Raw genomic sequence first — 18,913 nt, 5'->3', positions numbered from 1 at the left:
ACGGCCGGGGTCAGAGCGCCGTGGGAGGAACGTCGTCGAGGCCCTCCAGCTCGGAAAGCTGGATGGGACGCCAACGCTGGCGGCGTTCGTCCGGGTCCGCGTGCACCGAGGCCACACCGGGACCAGCGGTGTCGGATGCGGCGGGAGCATGGTCGGCCGACGGACGGCTGGAGGAAGGGTCGTCCGCGTCAGCCGTGCCACCGGTCGCCCCACCGGCCGCAGTGACGGAGGCCGCCGGTCCGGCGTCGGTCTGCCCGCCGGTCGGCACAGCCGCGATGCTCGCGTCCGGGACGACCGGTGCGCCGGGCGAGACAGCGTCCTCCGACCACTGATCCGGCCCGGAGGGGAGGTCGTGCATGGCGGGGAAGCCGCTGGGTGACGTCCCCACGGACGCCCAGCCGGTGGGCGAGCCGCCGGATGTCGACCAGGCGCCGGCAGCGCCCGAGCTGGTCGTGCCGGAGCCGGTCGTGCCGGAGCCGGTCGTGCCGCCCACGGACGGCAGCGGCAGGCCCGGTGTGCTCGGGAACAGGTCCCGCGCGGTGGACCTCCCCGCGTCCCGTGGTTCCGGCACCGGCAGGGCCGAGGGGCGCACGGGAGCTGAATCCCGCCCGGGTGCGGTGGTGTCACCGGCGGGCCGTGGCGCCGGCCTCGACTCGCTCTCCGGCCGCACCGAGCCGGCCGCGGCCGCCGACAGGGCCTCCGCCGCCGCGGCCGTCGACCCCGCCGGAGTGAACGTCGCGGGAGCGGGCGTCGCTGGAGTGGACGGCGCCGCGATGGACGTCGCCGAAGCCCCCGGTGGGAGGGCTCTCGGTGCCGGGGCCGAGGGCAGGGCGGTGCCGGCGGGCACCGGGCTCGCGTACTCGGGCGCGGTCAGGAGCTGGGTCACGTGCATCGCCGGGTCGGGATGGTTCGGCGTCACCGGCAGGTGCGCCGGGGTGGCGATCGGCAGGATTCCCGCGGCGGCGAGCCGGGGCCACAGCGGGGCGAGCGCCGCCTCCGGGTCGATCTCGAACTCGGACCGGCGGATCCGCCAGATCCGCCAGCCGACCCGGCGCAGCTCCCGCTCGCGGGTCAGGTCGCGCTCGACGTCGTCGGTGGAACGGGTGGTGTCCCCGTCGCACTCGACGGCGAGCCGGGCCCGCCCTCCGGACACGACCAGGTCGAACCGGCGGCCGTTGATCTCGACCTGCGGTGTCACGTGGTAGCCGCGCGTGGCCAGGGCGAGGAAGACCCGCTGCTCGAACAGCGAGTCGAAGCGCGGATGCGGCAGGACCGGGCTGACCTCGGACGCGGCGACCGGCGCCGCCGAGATGGCCGTCGGCGTCGACCCCGAATGCGCCAGCACGTAGCTGAGGTAACTGTGCCGCAGGTCGACGGGGTCGAGGTCGGAGGCCGAGACCGAGTGGAACAGCCAGACCTGGTCACGGGCCCGGGACGCCGCCACGTTGAACCTGCGCTGGTACTCCAGGCGGGTCAGCGAGGTGGTCGACGTGCCGGGTGCGACGACCAGGGAGAGGAAGATGACGTCCCGCTCGTCGCCCTGGAAGTCGGGCGGCGAACCGACCCGCAGCCGGCGTCGCTGCTGCTCGGCGGCGGACATCCGGGAGACCAGCTCGGAGCGGATGAGCTCGGCCTGGGCGCTGCCCTGCAGCACGACGATGCCGAAGGTCAGGCCCCGGTAACGCGGGTCCTCGGCGCATTTCAGCACCTGGGTGACCAGCGCCTCCGCCTCGACGGGGTTGCGCGGGCCCTCCGCCGTCGGGGTCGTGTAGGCGTGCGGGACGTACTGGGCCCGCAGCGGGGTGAGCCGGTCCACGCCGAACTGCCGCAGCGGGATCAGCGGTGCGTCACGGTAGAACATCGCCGACGACCACTCGATGATCTCCGGCATGCAGCGGAAGTGCTCGCGCAGCCGTACGACGTCGCCGAACCTGGTCCGCAGCAGGGAGAACAGGCTGGACCGCGGGGTGAAACCGACCCGCAGCCAGCTGGGGATGTCCGGCAGCAGGGTGTCGAGCCGGTTGAAGACCGGTTCGAGCTCCTCGGCGGAGGCGTCCGGCGGCGTGCACTGGCGGTCGTCGCCGACGACGATCACCCGCGGCGCGAGCCAGAGCAGGAACAGGCTTTCGAGACCGGCCTGGCTTCCCTCGTCGACGATCACCACGTCGAAGCTGTCCCGTACCGCCGGGATGGTCGACAGCACCTCGCTGATCGGCATCACCCAGGCCGGGACGGCGGTCTGCGCGATCCGCATCGCCTCCCGGGCGGCCTGCCGGTAGCGCTCGGCGTGCCGGCCGGTGAAACGGCCGCCGGCGGCCATCGCGTCGGCGTAGGCGCGCAGGGCCGCCGACTGCTCGGTGCCCATCCGTTCCAGGCAGTGCTTCCAGGCCAGCGATCCGGCCAGTTCGGCCGTCGCGGAGGCGACCAGCTCGTCGGCGGCGTCGAGGTCGGCGTCCAGGTCGGCCTGGTCCGTGGCGCGGACGCGGGCGAGCCAGGTCGCGGCGACCGCGTGCGACCACGCCTTGCCGAAGGACTCGAACAGCTCGCCGAGGGCCGCCGGGCCGGTGGGGGCCTGGCCGCCCTGACCGGTCTGACCTGCCTGACCCGTGTGACCTGCCTGGCCGGGCGTCCCGTGGCTGGCCGCGCCCTGGCCGGCGAACAGACGTCCCGCCTGCAGCAGGTCGGCCAGGACGGGGTGGGCCTCCCGGACCCGGCCGAGCAGCTCGTCGCGGCGGCGGGCGCGGGCACGGCCGTTCAGCGCGTCCGCCGTGGCCTCCAGGGCCGCGACATACCCGGCCGGGTCGCGGGCCTCGACCGCCATGGCGAGCAGGGCCAGCTCGTCGACGGCATCCGGCTGGGCGGCGGCGGCGACGAGCTCGGCGGTGAGGTCCCGCAGCCCGGTGCCCGCGGCCGTGGCGGCCTGCCGCAGCCGGTAGGCGTTCGCGGCCGCGCCCACGTCGAAGCACGCCGTCGGGGAGTCCAGCGGGATGCCGTGCGCGCCGAGCGCGTCGAGCAGTGCCGCCAGCCGGCCGCGGGCCGCCACGGCGACGTCGATGGCCCGCGCCACATCCTGCGCCTCGGTGAGACGGGCCAGCCGGACCTCCAGCTCCGCGGACGGGTCCGGGGCGACGCTGAGCAGGGACCAGGCGCGGGTCGCCGCGTCGAGCGCGACCTCCGCGCGCAGCCGGAACAGTGCCAGGTCGAGCAGCTCCGGGGTGCGGGGCGGGACCCCGTCGACGCTGGTCTCCTCGAGCAGGACCCGGGCGTCCTTCTGCGCCTTCGACCGGAAGAACCTGCGCAGCGTGCCGCCGGCGTCCATGTGCTCGCGCAGCGCGATGGCGGAGGACAGCAGCGCGATCGCGTCGGGCCCGCGGCCGTCGGGGTAGCGGGGGAGCTCCACCTGGTGCAGGCCGAGCTCGACCACCGCCGCCGTCGCCTCGGCGATCGCGGGCGCGGCGGCGGCGACCTTCGTCCACAGCACCGCGGCCCGGCCGGCGAAGGCGTCGGCGAGCGCGTCCGCCGCCCACGGCTGCCGGACGGCGAGCCGGGCGATGATCTCCGCCGCGCGCAGCACCCCGTCGACGGCTCCGGCCAGCCGGTCGGCCGCCTCGTCTCCGGCCAGGGCGAGGGCGTGCGCCAGCACGGGAACCATGGCCGCCGCCTGGCGGGACAGCGCCTGCTCGGCGGTCTCGGCGGCGTGCAGGGCTCCCTGCTCGGCGTAGGCCAGCGCGGTCAGCTCGGAGCGGGTGGGTAGTTCGCCGAGCTCCGGTGGCAGCCCGAACGCCCGCTGCTCACGCAGTGCGGACAGCGCGATCGCCGAGGTGATCGGGGATGGGACGGTCGGCGGGTCGGATGGTCCCGTGGACTCCGCCCCGACGGCCTGACCAGCCTGACCGGCCGGTGTCCCCGTCCCGGCTGAAGCACTCGGACCACCCTGGCGTCCTGCTCCAGCCGCGTCCGAGGCACGTTCCGGCCCGGCGCCACCGCCACCATGGCCCGGTTGGGCGGGTTGACCTGGCCGCGCGGACTGTCCCGGCTGGGCGGGGGGCGCCTGGCCGTCCGCCGGAACGGGCGCGGCGGGCAACACGGGTGGCGCGGGCGGTGCTGGGAGGGTGGCGGGAATTGTCCGGACCAGCCGTCCCCCGATGGTGATCCGCAACGGTGTGGTCGGCGCGCTGGACGGGTCGCCCGGCCCGCCGTGCTGCTGTCCGGGGCCACCGAAGCCGCGCATTGCCGAGGAGACGGGGTCGGGTGTCGTCAGCAGGCGCCACAGTTCGGCGGCCTCGGAGTCGTTGAGCGGCGGGCGTGGCCAGCCGCCACCCTCCGGTCCGGGGACGGGAACGGGAATCCATCCGTGTTCGGAGGCCTCGTCGCGCAGCCGCGCGGCGATCTCGGCGCGGGTGCCCGACCAGCCGGCGCCGACCTCGTACGTGCCGTGCCGGCGCCACTCGGCCGCCCGCCGTGCCGCCACCGCGGTGGCGATCCGTTCCCGCTCGGAGACCGCCGAGTCCCGGCGCTGGCGTGCCGTCCGAATCCGCTCGTCCTGGGATCCGGCGTCGTAGACGGCCTTCTGGGCGGCCAGCGCGCTGACGCTGGTGGCGAGCTCGCCGGCACCGCTCTCGGCGTCCTCGGTGAGCGAGACGCACAGCCGGCGAAGCTCGGGCGGGAGCTTCTCCTGCAGCACCCGCAGGGCCTGGCCCTTCTGGCTGGTCACCAGGACCCGGCGGCCTTCGGCGAGCAGCGCGCTGATCAGGTTCGCGATGGTGTGGGTCTTGCCGGTGCCCGGTGGGCCCTCGACGACGACCCCGTTGTCCAGGCGCAGCCTGCGCATCACCCGGGTCTGCTCCGGGCTGATCGGGAGCGGCGAGAGCCAGTCCCCGGCCACGTCGGCATCGGCCGCATCGGCCGCATCCGGCGAGCCGGGGGAGCCGGATGAGCCGGAGCCGGTGGAGTCGGTGGGGCCGGCGAGGGTGCCTGTGGAGCGGGGGGCGAGGGCCAGCCGGCCTGGTTCGGCGCCCTCCGCCGTGGCGAGCCAGGCGAGGCGCTCGGACGTGTCGAGGGTTTCCACCAGCTGGGCGAGCCCCAACGGCGGCAGGCCGTCGCCGCGCAGCGCGTCCAGCATCTGCTCGTAGTAGTTGAGCAGCGCGGCATGCCCGCGGGAGCGCAGGATGAGCGCCGGCGCGAGGGTGAGCGAGGCGCTGGGGCCGGCCGGGCCGGGCGGTGGCCAGTTCGGGCGGTAGCCCTCGGTCGGGCCGTCGACGGCGAGCGTTAGCCAGTCCCGCAGGAGTCGCTCGTCGTCGGCCCCCAGCGGCGCCGCGTCACGTGAGCGGAGGCGCTCGTGCAACGCGTTGGTCCGTTCCGGCCGGAACGCCGGGACCCGGTCGAGGAAGGCGCTGTCCTCCAGCCGGGTGGAGGTACCCGCCGGCACCCGCAGCCGGATGGCCGACGTCATCGGATCGGTCTCGACCACGAGCCGGGTGACGAGCAGATGCCGCCGGACCGGGCGGGGCAGCTTCCAGGTCAGCAGGCCGGTGGCGAGCACCAGCTCCAGGGTGTCGCCTTCCTGGGCCAGACGCTGCGCGACCCCGTACAGCGTCGTGTGCAGGTGGCGTCGGTCGGCGTCGGCCCGCGCCCGTGAGCTCCACACCTGCCACGCCCGCGCCCACTCCGCGAACGCGGCCGCGACGTCCGCCGGAACCGGCGTGGCGCTCGGATAGGTGGTCGCCGGCTCGCCGGAGGTGCCGGCGCGCCCGTTGCCGGCGGCGCCGGCAGTGCTCGGCTGCCGCGGGCCGGTCACCTCACCGGTGCGCGGCCGGGTGCCGTTGGAACGACGGCCGTTGGACGTCGGCGAACCACCCTTGGACGCCGGCCCCGAGCCGTTCGACGTCGGCGCGGATCCATTTGCCGAGGGCGCAGTGCCGTTGGTTGAGGGCGCGGTGCCGTTGGCGGAGGGCGCGCTGCCGTTGGACGAAGGTCCCTTGCCGTTGGATGACGGCGCGGCGCCGTTGGACGTCGGCGAGGAACCGTTCAGGGCACCCGATGGCGCGTCACCCGGGCGCGCCGCGTCATCCCTGTCGGACTGGTCGTCGCCGTGGCCGGCATCGCCGGTGGGGTGGCCCGCGGCCCGCTCCGCCTGGCTCACGGCGGGCAGATCGTAGACGAGGAGCGGGGCCGCGCTCAGGTCCACGTCGGCCGGGGGCACGGGGCCGTGCAGGACGATCCCGTGCTCCGACCGGCCGGCGGACGCCTCCGAGCCACGGACGGGCAGCCGGACCCGGCCACGGAGGATCTCGGGCAGCGGTGGCGCGGGCGGAAGCAGCGCGGCGGCGGGTGCCTCGAGCAGGACCTCGCCGGCACCGGCGGCCTCGAACAGCGACAGGCCGGAGGGCAGGCCGGCGAGCCAGATCACCAACGGGTTCTCGTCGACGTCGACGATCTGCTCGGACTGGGAGACCGCCACCTCGTGCAGGAAGCGCACGAGCCGGTGGCAGCGGTCGGTCAGCGCGGCGTAGCGCTCACGGCGGGCGAGGTCCAGCGCCCTGGCGTCAGCGGCGTAACCGGCGTCAGCGGCGTCAGCCGCGGTGGCGTCGTTGCTGCCACCGTCACCGGCGTCACCGACGTCCGGGCCAGGGCGGCCGGTGCCAGTGCCGGTGCCGGTGTGGCTCTCGGTGCGACCGCGGCTCTCGGTTCCGCCGCGGCCTGCCGCGTGATCGGCGCCGATGCCCGTCCGTGGCGCGTCGGAGCTGGCACGGGTCGTGGTCCGGGCGGTCACCCGTGCCGGACGGCGCTCCGCCCCGTCTGTGCCGACGTCCGCCGTGTCCGTGGCCCCTGCGTGAGCCACTCCGGAGTCCACCGAACCCGAGTCCGTCGTCATCTAGTCTCTCCCCGATTCCGGCCGGCGCGTGCCGGCGGCGGAACTCGTGACGGGGCGTCGCGAACGCCCTGTTCCGATCGTTCCGGGACCGGAACACCCGATACCAGAACTAGTGCAAGCCTCCCGGACGAACCAGGACGGTGGCGCCGCGACCCACTGTTTGCGGCACTCGTCCGTATGCGGAGTTGGCCCAGGGGGTGTGGCGGCTGAAATCGATGGCCCGGCGGTGGCCGGCCGTGGTGGACGGAAGTCGCCTGCGGCTGGGCATGGTTGGCCGTGGTCGGTCCGTGGTCGGGTGCGGGATTCTGCGTGTTCGGTGGCGTGTCCACCGGCGTGCCGCTGCCCGGCCCGAAGGTGGGATGCGACAACATACGCATCCGTGAGGTCACGGTTCTTTGCCGACACCCACGTGCACTCCAGGTACTCGCGGGCCTGCAGCCGCGACTGCGACCTGGAGCATCTGGCGTGGTGGGCGGCCAGAAAAGGCATCAGGGTCGTCGGCACCGGCGACTTCACCCATCCGGCGTGGTCGCAGGAGCTGGCGACCAAGCTGGTGCCGGCGGAGCCGGGGCTGTTCCGGCTGCGCCCCGATCTGGAGCGCGACGTGCTCGCGACGCTGCCGGCCTCGTGCCGGACAGCGACGCGATTCATGATCTCCACCGAGATCTCCACGATCTACAAGCGTGGTGAGCGCACCAGAAAGGTCCATCACCTCCTCTACGCACCCGATCGGGAGTCGGCCGGTCGGATCACGTCCGCACTGGCCCGAATCGGCAACCTGGCCGCCGACGGACGTCCGATACTCGGCCTGGACTCCCGCGACCTGCTGGAGATAACGCTCGCCGCGGGCGATGGCTGCTACCTCGTCCCCGCCCACGTGTGGACCCCGTGGTTCGCCGTTCTCGGCTCGAAGTCGGGGTTCGACGCGGTCGAGGACTGCTACGCCGATCTCGCCGACCACGTCTTCGCGCTGGAGACCGGGCTTTCGGCCGACCCGGAGATGTTCTGGCGGATCTCCGGGCTGGACCGGTATCGGCTGGTCAGCAACTCCGACGCGCATTCGCCGCCGATGCTCGGCCGCGAGGCGACGGCCTTCACCTGCGATCCGGACTACTTCTCGATCCTCGCCGCACTGCGCACCGGGGACGGTTTCGGCGGCACCGTCGAGTTCTTTCCCGAGGAGGGGAAGTACCACCACGACGGGCATCGCAAGTGCGGGGTCGCGCTGACCCCGGAGCAGACCCGCGAGCTCGGCGGGCTCTGCCCGGAGTGCGGCCGCGGGCTGACCGTCGGCGTGCTCAGCCGCGTGGACACACTGGCCGACCGGACCGAGTCCACCCGCCCCGAGACCGCGGGGGACGTCACCTCGCTCGTCGCGCTGCCGGAGATCGTCGGCGAGATCCTCGGTGTCGGCCCGAAGAGCAAGGCTGTCGCCTCCCAGGTGACGACGCTGGTCTCGCGGCTGGGCCCGGAGCTGGGCATCCTCTCGGACGTCCCGCTCGACGCGATCGCCGAGGTCGGCTCGCCGACGCTGGTGGAGGGCATCGGGCGCCTGCGCCGGGGCGAGGTGATCCGCCAGGCGGGGTACGACGGCGAGTACGGCGTCATCCGGCTCTTCCAGCCGGACGAGCTGAGCGCGGACGCGGGCACGCTGTTCGACGTGCACCCGACGGCTCCCCGGCCAACCTCCACCGGCAGCGGCGGCAGCGGCGGCAGCGGCGGCAGCGGCGGCGGCAGCGGCGGTTCGGGCGGGCGAAAGGCTCGGGGCTCCGCCCGGCGCAGCGCGCTGGTTCCCGAGGCCGCCACCCCGGCACCGGAGGCCCCCGTCCCTGCCCGGGAGGCCCCCGCCCCTGCCCCGGCGGTGCCGGGCCCCGTCCCGGATGTCCTCGGCTCGGAACCGGGCGACCCCGGCTCCGGCTCCGCGCCGGATGCCGCTCCCGGCAGCCGTTCCGTTCTCGACGGCCTGGATCCGGACCAGCGGCGCGCGGCGGAGCAGGTCGGTGGGCCGATGCTGGTCCTCGCCGGTCCCGGCACGGGCAAGACCCGCACGCTGGTGCACGCCATCGCGTACCGGGTGCGGGAGCTGGCGGTGCCCGCCGAGCAGTGCCTCGCCGTGACCTTCACCCGCCGGGCCGCCGGTGAGCTGCGGGAGCGTCTCGATCTGCTGCTCGGCACGGGCACGGGCACGGGCACGGCCGGGTTCCCGGCCGGGTCCACGGTCGGATCTGTGGCCGGCTCCGCGGTGACCGCGACGACGTTCCACGGCCTCGGCCTCGCGATCATCCGCGAGCGGCACGAGGCACTCGCGCGGGCCGCCGAGGTGCGGGTGGCGGACGACGCCGTCCGCGACGAGCTGGTGGACGAGGCCCTGCACGGTGCCGAGAGCCCGCAGGCCCGGAGCCGGGTCGTCGCCGAGCTGGCCGACCTCAAACGGCGGCGCGCGCTGGGCCGGTCCTACCGGGAGCATCCGTCGGCCGGGGTGCTCGCGCGCTACGACGCCGCGCTGCGCGACCGCAACATGGTCGACCTGGACGATCTGGTGACCCTCCCGCTCGGGCTGCTGAGGTCGTCCCCCGAGCTGGCCCAGGAGTACCAGCGGCGCTGGCGGCACGTCTGGGTCGACGAGTTCCAGGACATCGACGAGGTGCAGTACGGGCTGCTGCGGGAGCTGTGCCCGCCCGACGGGGACCTGTGCGCGATCGGTGACCCGGACCAGGCCATCTACAGCTTCCGCGGCGCCGAGGTCGGCTTCTTCCTGCGGTTCGGGCAGGACCGTCCGGGTGCTCGTCAGGTCTCGCTGACCCGCAACTACCGGTCGACGCCGACGATCGTCGGGGCCGCGCTGGACGCGATCGCACCCAGCACGTTCGTCCCCGACCGGGAGCTGCGCGCGGTCACCGGCCAGGACGCCGACGGTCCCGTCATGATCCGGCCGTGCGGGAGCGAGGCGGAGGAGGCGATCGCCGTCGTCGACCTCATCGAGGAGGCGCTGGGCGGAACGTCGTTCCACTCCCTCGACTCCGGTGCGGTGGACGGATCGGAGCGGGGCAGGCTCTCCTTTGCCGACATCGCGGTGCTGTACCGCACGGCCCGCCAGGCCGAGCCCGTGGTCGACGCGCTGCTGCGCCGGGGATTTCCGTTCCGCCAGCACGGCCACACCCCGCTCGCGGAGCTGCCCGCGGTGGGGGCCCTGCTCGCGGACCTGCGGGAACGGGCCGGCGAACCGCCGCGCTCCGTGTCGGCCTCCCTGCGGGACGCCGCCGCGCGGCTGACCGATCTCGCGGCCGGTTCGGACACCGCGCTGGGGGCGGTCCTGCGCTCCGAAGCCGCTGCCGGCGTCGGCGCTGCCGCCGGCGGTGGCGCTGTCGGCGGTGGCGCTGTCGGCGGTGGCACTGTCGGTGGTGGCGCTGCCGGTGGTGGCGCTGCCGGTGGTGGCGCTGCCAGTGGTGGTGGCGGCGGTCGGTCGCCCGGTGCGGCGGAGCTACGCCGGGCGGTGGAGCTGCTGACCCCGGCGGCCGTCGCCGCGGGAACCGATCTCGACTCGTTCCTCACCGCGGTCGCGCTGGGGACGGAGATGGACGGGCTGGATCCCCGGGCCGACCGGATCTCCCTGCTCACCCTGCATGCGTCCAAAGGGCTGGAGTTCGGGCTCGTCATCATCGTCGGCTGCGAGGATGGGCTGCTGCCGCTGCGATGGGGCAGATCGGCGCCCGCCGGGGCCGCCGCTGCTTCCGGGCCTGGCAGTGCCGCCGCCGGGCCTGCCGCTGCGGCTGCCGCCGAGGCCGAGGCGGAGGAGCGGCGCCTGCTGTTCGTGGGAATCACCCGGGCGCGTACCCGGCTCGTCCTCACCCATGCCACGCGACGTCGCCGCGGCGGGGAGGTCGTCCAGACCGGGCCTTCGCCGTTCCTCTCCGCCATCGACGGCCGGTACCTGGAAAAACGGATCGGATCAGCGCCCTCCGCCGCGCAGACCCGGCGCCGGTCCGAGGGCCGCCAGCTTCGGCTGATCTGACGGCTAACGAGGCTGAGGCGTGCTGACGGAAGGCGAACCGCACCCGCACGGCTGCCCATCGAGGATCCCGCGCAGCACCGGCAGTTCGTCCTCGAAAGGGGCAAAAGGGGCGCCAGATTGCCTGGCGAACCGCAAAGGTGAAGGATTTCGGTCGTCGGAACAACCGGAATCCTTCACGCTTGCGACTCGCCAAGCCGGGCTACCGGACCCTCGGAGGCCCGGACACGTTGATGGAGCGCACCGTCACCCGCGGGCTAGCGATCTTGATTGGAGCCTCCGGGTTTCTGGCAGTGCTGGTCGGCTTTCGGCGGGTGCACGGCTGTTCTGTTCGCGATCCTAAAGGGCTCCGCGTTTCTCTTTCTTCGGGCCTCTTTACATCCATTTCTTCGCCGGTTTTGCAAGTCTTCGAGGGGTGTTTATCGGAAGAGCGACGAAGAGCCCTTTAGTTGCCGATCCCGCACACCTGGTCGGGAGCTACGGGGGTGGGATTTCGTCCGTCCAGAGGGTGGTTGGCGTCGTCGGCGGCCCCTGAAGACGCTGGTCGCGGGGGTTCTTCGGGTCTCGCCGGATGCCATGACGCGGTGCCGGGCCGGCGATGTCGGATGTGCGGGCTGCCCGTGGGGGCGATTTGTCCGCGATGGCCCGATCGTCGAGTGTCCGTCATTCATCCAACGGATTGGAGCGATTCGGGTTTCTGGCGCCTCCGTCACTTTGCCTGATGAGGACCGAGGGCCGAGGGTCGAGGAACCGGTCCGTTCACGGATCTGAACGGCCATGGGCGCTGGCGGCGGCGCGCCACTATTTCGGCTGGATTCGCTCGATCTTGGTCCAGCCGCGCCAGCCGCGTTCCTCGAGCTGCTTCAGGAGCCTGCGTGCGATCGGTACCGACTCGAGGAAGACGGAGTCGAGGAGCTCCGCGAGCTCGTCGGTGATCTCCCAGTCCCGGTTCTCCGCTTCCGTTTCCGTGGTGTCGGCGGCCTCGAAGGAGGCGATGAGCCGGTCGCCCAGGGCCGCCACCCGCGGGTCGTCGGCATCCCATTCGATCACTGTGGCGAGATCGCGGTAGAGCGTGACGATCGCCGGGTCGTCGAGCTGTTGCCGCTTCAGCTTCATGAGCAGTGGCATGCGCTCCGGGAGCTGGGCGGCGACCAGGATCCAGGCGTCCCGCTCGCCCGCGATCATCAGCTCCGGGAGCCCGAGCTCGCGCAGCCGGTCGAGGTAGGCCACCGCCTCCGGCGGCAGGGCGAGGCTGTCACCGGCCGCCAGCTGGGCGATCCGCTCGCGATGCCGCTGCCGCAGCCTGATCTCCGCGCGCAGGCGCCGGTCGATGTCGGCGACGGCGGTGCTGAACTCCTCCTCGCCCGCGTCCAGCAGCTCGCGGACCTGCGCGAGCGGCACGCCGGCCTCGGCGAGCGTGCGGATCTTGACCAGCTCGACGACGGCGCGGGCGTCGTAGCGCCGGTAGCCGGAGTGGTCTCGCTCCGGCTCCGCCAGGAGACCCTTGGCGTGGTAGTGCCGCACCGCGCGTACGGTGACGCCCGCGTACGCCGCCAGCTGGCTGATCGTGAGCACCATGCCAGTCTCCTATTTCGTGGGCACGCGCAGGAACAGCCGACGTGACCACAGGAAGCCGAGCAGCGCGATCAGGGCGCACCAGCCGATAGCGAGCCACAGGTCGGTGCCTGCCGACGCACCCGTGACCAGGGCCCGCAGGGTGTCGATCATCGGGGTGAACGGCTGGTGCTCCGCGAACTGGCGCAGCCCGGTGGGCATCGCGTCGGTCGGCACGAAGCCGCTGCTGATGAACGGCAGGATCACCAGGAACAACGGCGTGTTGCTGGCTGTCTCGACGCTGTCCGCCGCCAGGCCCATGCCGACGGTCAGCCAGGTGAGCGCGAACGAGACACCGACGAGCAGCCCGATCGCACCGAGCCAGTCGAGCGGGCCGGCGTCGGAGCGGAACCCGAGCCCGAACGCGACCGCCGCCACGATCACCACGGCGAAACCGGTCCTGATGACGGCGCCCAGCACATGGCCGGTGAGCACCGAGACCCGGGCGATGTTCATCGTGCGGAACCGGGCGATGATCCCGGTGGTCATGTCGGTCGCGGTCGAGATCGCGGTGCCGAGCGCGATGCTGGTGACGGTCATGAACAGGATGCCCGGCGTGATGAACTCCAGGTAGTCGCCGCGGTCCCCGGTGCCGGCCCGGCCCACCGCACCCGTCACGCCCTCCTGGCCCGGCAGGCCGGCGCCCAGGGTCCCGCCGAACACGTACACGAACATCAGCAGGAACACGATCGGCTGCGCGACCAGCATGATCGACAGCGAGGGGTAGCGACGGATGTGCAGCAGGTTGCGCCGCAGCATCGTCGCCGAGTCCCGGACGGCGTAGGCGGTGCTCATGCGGGGATCCCCTCTGCGGTGGGCGCCGCTGCGGCCGTGCGGCCGGTGAGCGCGAGGAACACGTCGTCGAGGTCGGCGGACTGGACCGTGAGGCCGGCGACGGTGTCGTCGTCGAGGCCGGCGAGCAGTCGGCGCAGCCCGGCGACGCTGCCGTCGCCCGGCACCTGCAGGGTGAGCGCTTCGACGTTGGACGAGGCCCGCGGATGCGCGGCCGCCGCGGCGGCCAGCCCCGCGGCGTCGGTGAACTGCACCGTCACGTGCCCACCTGGCACCCGGCGCTTCAGCTCGGCGGCCGTACCCTCGGCGACGAGGCGGCCACCGTCGAGCACTCCGATCCGGTCGGCCAGCTGGTCGGCCTCGTCGAGGTACTGCGTCGTCAGCAGCACCGTCACGCCGTCGGCGACCTGCTCGCGCACGATCGCCCACAGGTCGCGACGGCTGCGTGGGTCGAGGCCGGCCGTCGGCTCGTCGAGGAAGATCAGCCGAGGCCTGGTGATGAGCGTCATCGCCAGATCGAGGCGACGCTTCATACCACCTGAGTAGGTCTGCGCCCGCCGGTCGGCCGCGGCGACGAGGTCGAACCGCTCCAGCAGCACCGTCACCGCGGCGGTCGCGGTCGCCCGTTCCAGGTGGGCGAGCTCGGCCATCAGCCGCAGGTTCTCACGCCCGGTGAGCAACTCGTCGATCGCGGAGAACTGCCCGGTCACACCGATCGCGGCACGCACCCCGGCAGGCTCGCGCCGGATGTCGAAGCCTCCGACGCGGATCTCGCCGCCATCGGGGGCCAGCAGGGTGGAGAGGATGTTGACGATGGTCGTCTTGCCGGCACCGTTGGGCCCGAGGAGCGCGTAGACGGAGCCCTGCGGGACGGTCAGGTCGACGCCGTTGAGCACAGCGTGTTGCCCGTAGGACTTGGTAAGCCCGGAAACCTCGATCGCGGGCCTGATGGCGGTCATGGGGCCATGCTGGAGGCCTGACGCAGGGTCAAGGTCAAGCCGCCGCCCGAAAGGAAATCAGTCCAGGCGGCGCAGGGGAAAACGCCGGGCCGCTTCGCTCAGGACGTCCAGGAGCGTGTCGATTTCGGCCTCGGTGTTCGCGGCGGTCACCTGGACGCGCACACCGACCTGGTCCCGGGGCACCAGCGGGAACGGCGCCACCGTCACGTAGATGCCCCGCTCGAAGAGGAACGCACCGAGTGCGTCCGCGTGGTCGGGGCCGGGGTCGGTGAGCGGAATCTCGATGATCGGATGGCCGGAGCTGTTCAGGGTGGCCAGCCCGAGCGAGCGGATCCCGGCCAGCGCCCGGGCGGTCAGGGTGTGCAGGGCCAGCCGGGCCTGTTCGCCGCGCTCGGCGTTGACCCGTAGCCCAACCTGCGCGGTCGCCAGCGACGCGACCGGCGGCGGGCCGGAGAAGATGTACGGGTTGGCCATGGTCTTCAGGTAGTCCTTCAGCTCGGTCGGGCAGGTCGCGAAGGCGAGCAGCGAGGAATACGACTTCGAGAAGCCGCCGACCATGACGACGTCGTCGTAGGACTGCCCGAGATGGCGGACTATGCCGTTCCCGCGCAGCCCGTACGGAGTGGGCTCCGTCGGGGAGCGCTCGCCGATGACGCCGAACCCGTGCGCGTCATCGATGTAGACGACGGCTTCATGCGACCGGGCGACGGCGAGGATCTCGGCCAGCCGCGGCCCGTTGCCCGTCATGCTGTTCACGCCGTCGATCGCGATGACCCGGGGGAAGAGCCGGCACGCGCGCAGCGCGCGGTCCAGCCGGTCCAGCCGGGCCTCCCGGAACCGGCGCACGGTGGCGCCTCGGCCCAACGCCATCGCCGCCCCGTCGTGCACCGAGCTGTGGGCATGCACCTCGACGAAGAGGGCGCCCTGGCCGACAAGCGCGGGCAGCACGGAAAGATGTATGTGGCTGATCGTCGGAAGCAGCAGGGTGTCGGGCGCGCCGAGAAGCTCGGAGAGGCTCTGCTCGATCTCGGTGAACAGCCGTGGATTGGCGATGATCCGGGACCAGCTGGGGTGGGTTCCCCAACGGTCGAGATACTCCGGCACGGCTTCGATGATTTCGCGGTCCAGATCGAAACCCAGATAGTTGCAGGACGCGAAGTCGATCAGCCATCGGCCGTCGATGCGAATGCGTCGTCCCGCGATCTCGTCGACCCGCGAGTCGTAGAACGGTGACTGGCGGCGCATCCGGGCCATTTCCGCCATGACACCGTACGGACGGGCCAGCACGTGGCGAAGACCTGCGCCGTCGGCCTGCCGGGCCGGCGCCACGGCCGGCGCCGCGAGCCGCGGATCGTCGGCGGTGGCCGTGGTGCGGATCGACTCGGCGCCGGCCGGGGCGGAATCCGAGATCTGGGTCACTCGGGCCAGCTTTCGTTCTGCGGATGACGCAGAGCCGTCGGGGTCATCGCCGGCACCGACCTTTCGGGACGCCCGAAAGTCCGGTCTCCGGGCATGGGAAACGAGAAAAATCGACGAAAGGCTGCCCGAGTCGTCGGGAAGTCAGGTGAGGGTGACGCTTGACGAAGAGCCAAGGAAGAACATAGCGGGTCGAACCGGTGCCTTCCACCACTTTCATGTTTTCTTGGGCGCTATCGCGGGGGCGGCGCCGGGCGTCCCACGGCGGCCGGCGCTCCGGGCAGGCTCCGGGCCCTCTCCGGGTGTCCGTGGCGTGGCCTCCCGCGGGTATCCGGGCTCGCCCCGGCCACCTCGTCCGGCTGGTCCGCGGGCGCTCGTCCGGCTGGTGCGGAGGCACTCGTCCGGCTGGCTTGCAGGCGTTCGTCCGGCTGGTCCGCGGGCAGCGCGACGACCGGCCGAACGGCAGGGCGAACGAGGGCACCGGATCGGGCCGCGCGGCGACCCGCGGGCGGGCCCGTCGGCGCCGCCGCGGGAGCAGGCCTTTCGTCGCGGCCACAGGGAACAACCCGGCGCGGCAGTGGTGTTATCGTGCCCGGCATGTCCGAGACCGTGTCCGCTTCGAACAGCCCGTCGTCGAGCGCGCCGGCTTCGGCCAGGCCCGCGTATGAGGGCCCGCCGCCCCTCCGTGACCTCCCGTACGCGGGCTTCGGCCTGAACCGGTCGGTCACGCTCTTCAAGGCGCACCGCAAGGAGCCGGTCGACCCGGCCGGGTTCTATTCGCTCATCGCGGCCGACTCGGTCCGCCAGCTGGAGCGGTACACCTCCCTGGCCGGCCAGCTGGTGCTCGACGTCGGTGGCGGCCCGGGCTACTTCCGGTCCGCCTTCCTGGACGCGGGCGCCCGGTATTACTGGGTTGAGCCCGACGTCTCCGAGATGGAGGCCGGCGGCATCGACGTTCCGGGGCGAATCCGCGGCAGCGCGCTCGAACTGCCGTTCCGCTCCGACTCGATCGACCTCTGCTACAGCTCGAACGTCCTTGAGCACGTGCCCGACCCGTGGCGGATGTGCTCGGAGCTGGTGCGGGTCACCCAGCCCGGTGGCCTCATCTTCCTCAGCTACACCAACTGGCTCTCCCCGTGGGGCGGCCACGAGACCGCGCCGTGGCACTACCTCGGGGGCCACCGGGCCGCCGAGCGGTTCCGCAAGCGTGAGGGAAAGGCACCGAAGAACCGGTTCGGCGAGACCCTGTTCCCGGTTTCCGTCGCCGGCACCCTCGCCTGGGCACGCCAGCGCAACGATGTCGTGGTCGTCGACGCGATGCCGCGCTACCTGCCGGACTGGGCGAAGGTCATCCTCCGCGTTCCCGGCGCCCGCGAGGTCGTCACCTGGAACCTCGCGATGGTTCTGCGCAAGGTCTAGCGCAGCGTCGTCCAGCGCAGCGTCTCAGCAGGGCCCTCGCCGTCGACCGGAAGCAGTGCCCGTCCGAAGAGCCCGAACAGTGGAGGATCGCGGTCGTTCCGACGACCGCGATCCTCCACTGTTGTCTGACAGCAAGGCCGGAGGTGGCGGCGGCCGGCGGCCGCGGCCAGCTCAGTGGTCGAGGCGCTGGCCGCACCAGAGGGAGGCGTTCTGGGCGCCGGGCGCCTCGTTGCGGACGATGTCGAAGCCGGTGCCCGCGTCGTTGACCTGAACGAAGCTGTAGCAGCTGCTGATCCTGCCGAAGTCGTTGCGGAAGTCCACGTCGCCGGCCAGCAGCCCGGAGGCGTTGTAGCCCTTGGACCCGCGCAGGGTGTCGATGAAACCGGTGCGGGTCGGGCAGGGGCCGGCGAGCTCGAGCCCGTGCAGGAAGACGTCCGTGAGGATGTAGGACACCAGCGCGAGCTCCTGGTCGGGCCGGCTCAGCTGGGGCGCGAACTCGCTCATCGCGTTCAGGTAGATCTGCTGTGACGGGGTGCGTGCCTCGAAGGGCACGTAGTTGACGAAGGTGGTCAGGCCGGCCAGCGCGTTGCCCTGCCGGGCCAGCAGGCTCGGATCGTAGCCGTTGGCGGCGAGCATGACTCTCGGCTTCAGGCCGATCCGCTGCCCCACCCGCATGATGTCGGCGAGCTCGTCGCTGGAGATGGGCGCGATGATCGTGTCCGCACCCGAGGCCTTGAGCTGCTGGGCCATCGCCTCGGGCGTGGTCGTGTTCAGGTTCCAGATGAACGGGCCGGGCAGGATTCTGATTCCGGTGGCGACGAGACTGTCCACGATCTTGCTGCTGAAGTCCTGGGGGGCGTCACCGATATCGGTCCTGATGACGGCGGCGGTGGTACCTCCGCGTGCTTTCACGTACCGGCCGAAGGTGTCGACGGACGGGCCTTCGCCGAACACGTAGGAGTACGCGAACATGTTCTGGTATTTGGACCACACGCCCTCGGCCGGCAGCCCGGCAACCGGAATATTGAGGTCGTGCAGGTAGTCAGCGCCGCCGGAGGCCGCTGTTGTCGCCTCCACCAGGCCGAAAACATTCTTCCGATCGATGAGGTCACGGACGACCTCATTATTCGTGGCCGGGCTGGACTCGTCATCCCGCGCGGTGGCGACGATGCGCCGGCCGTGGATCCCACCGTCGGCGTTCGCGAGGCCGATGCGTGCGTCGAAGCCGCTGCGCATCGCCGCCAGGGGTTTCGCCAGCGGGCCCGTGTCCGGGACGACGAACCCGATCTGGATCTCGTCGTCGGTCACTCCAGGTGCGACACAGCCGGCCTTCCGTGCGCTGGCGCCGTCGTCGGCGGACCCGACCAGGGAGCATCCGGCGAGGGCGATCACGGCGGACGTGACGAGCCCGCCTGCCACTCGTAGCTTCCGGTGGTGACGACGGGCCATCTGTGCTCCTCCGCAGGATGCGATTAGTCGGGATCGGTGGCCTGGGCGGGGACCTGGATGCGGATGTCGAACGAGCGTCTTCGAGCCCGTGGCGACCGCGATCCAGGGCATGAGAACAACGTTTCTGGCCGGGTGCTTCGTGATTCTCGTTCTGGGTGGTGCGGGCGGCCTGGTTGTCTTTTCGGGTACGGGCATGCTGGAGCCGCCCGGGTCTTCTGTTTGGTTGGGTGACTGCCGGTCGCCAGGTTCACGGTGAACCGGCGTTCATTTGATGAACCGCCGTTCAAAGTTCCTCTTCCATCTCACGGTCCGGGGCCGGGATGCCGCGGGTCCGAGTGGACGATGGAAGAAGATCAATGCGGTCGACGATTTCGACCACAA

Annotated in this window: 8 protein-coding genes; 2 read left to right on the top strand and 6 right to left on the bottom strand. The window is 72.4% G+C overall.

All coding sequences use genetic code 11. The features are described 5' to 3' along the window. Nucleotides 1-10: 10 nt before the first annotated feature. Entirely contained in the window at nt 11-6,874 is a 6,864-nt protein-coding gene (locus AWX74_RS26420) for an AAA domain-containing protein (protein WP_091282513.1), read from the bottom strand. A gap of 379 nt (nt 6,875-7,253) precedes the next feature. Between AWX74_RS26420 and AWX74_RS26415 the strand changes: the two genes are divergently transcribed. Next, nucleotides 7,254-10,886, top strand: a complete 3,633-nt coding sequence (locus tag AWX74_RS26415; RefSeq protein ID WP_091282510.1) for a UvrD-helicase domain-containing protein — start codon at nt 7,254-7,256, stop codon at nt 10,884-10,886. A 798-nt stretch (nt 10,887-11,684) separates the two neighbouring features. Here AWX74_RS26415 and AWX74_RS26410 read toward each other — a convergent pair. From AWX74_RS26410 to AWX74_RS26395, 4 genes are read right to left on the bottom strand one after another with little or no spacing between them, the layout of a single operon-like run. Continuing rightward, a complete protein-coding gene (locus AWX74_RS26410; protein ID WP_091282668.1) occupies nt 11,685-12,458 on the bottom strand; it encodes a MerR family transcriptional regulator in 774 nt (257 codons plus the stop codon). 12 nt (nt 12,459-12,470) lie between these two features. After that, a complete protein-coding gene (locus tag AWX74_RS26405) occupies nt 12,471-13,292 on the bottom strand; it encodes an ABC transporter permease (protein ID WP_091282507.1) in 822 nt (273 codons plus the stop codon). After that, nucleotides 13,289-14,248 carry an ABC transporter ATP-binding protein gene (locus AWX74_RS26400; RefSeq protein ID WP_091282504.1) on the bottom strand — a complete coding sequence of 320 codons (960 nt, stop codon included), beginning with the start codon at nt 14,246-14,248 and terminating at the stop codon, nt 13,289-13,291. The genes AWX74_RS26405 and AWX74_RS26400 overlap by 4 nt, the downstream gene beginning before the upstream one ends. Nucleotides 14,249-14,305: 57 nt before the next feature. Beyond that, nucleotides 14,306-15,667, bottom strand: coding sequence for an aminotransferase class I/II-fold pyridoxal phosphate-dependent enzyme (locus AWX74_RS26395; RefSeq protein WP_091282501.1), 1,362 nt, complete (start codon nt 15,665-15,667; stop codon nt 14,306-14,308). 594 nt (nt 15,668-16,261) lie between these two features. Here AWX74_RS26395 and AWX74_RS26390 point away from each other — a divergent pair. Beyond that, complete coding sequence (locus AWX74_RS26390) at nt 16,262-17,083, top strand: class I SAM-dependent methyltransferase (RefSeq protein ID WP_193209817.1); 822 nt, start codon at nt 16,262-16,264, stop codon at nt 17,081-17,083. A gap of 171 nt (nt 17,084-17,254) precedes the next feature. On the opposite strand, the gene AWX74_RS26385 is transcribed toward AWX74_RS26390, so the two are convergent. Beyond that, nucleotides 17,255-18,532, bottom strand: coding sequence for an ABC transporter substrate-binding protein (locus AWX74_RS26385; RefSeq protein WP_091282498.1), 1,278 nt, complete (start codon nt 18,530-18,532; stop codon nt 17,255-17,257). Nucleotides 18,533-18,913 lie beyond the last annotated feature (381 nt).

The sequence above is a fragment of the Parafrankia irregularis genome (genome assembly GCF_001536285.1).
Taxonomy (GTDB): Bacteria; Actinomycetota; Actinomycetes; order Frankiales; family Frankiaceae; genus Parafrankia; species Parafrankia irregularis.
Note: the sequence above shows the minus strand (reverse complement) of the source record. Positions and strands in the feature narration are given on the sequence as shown.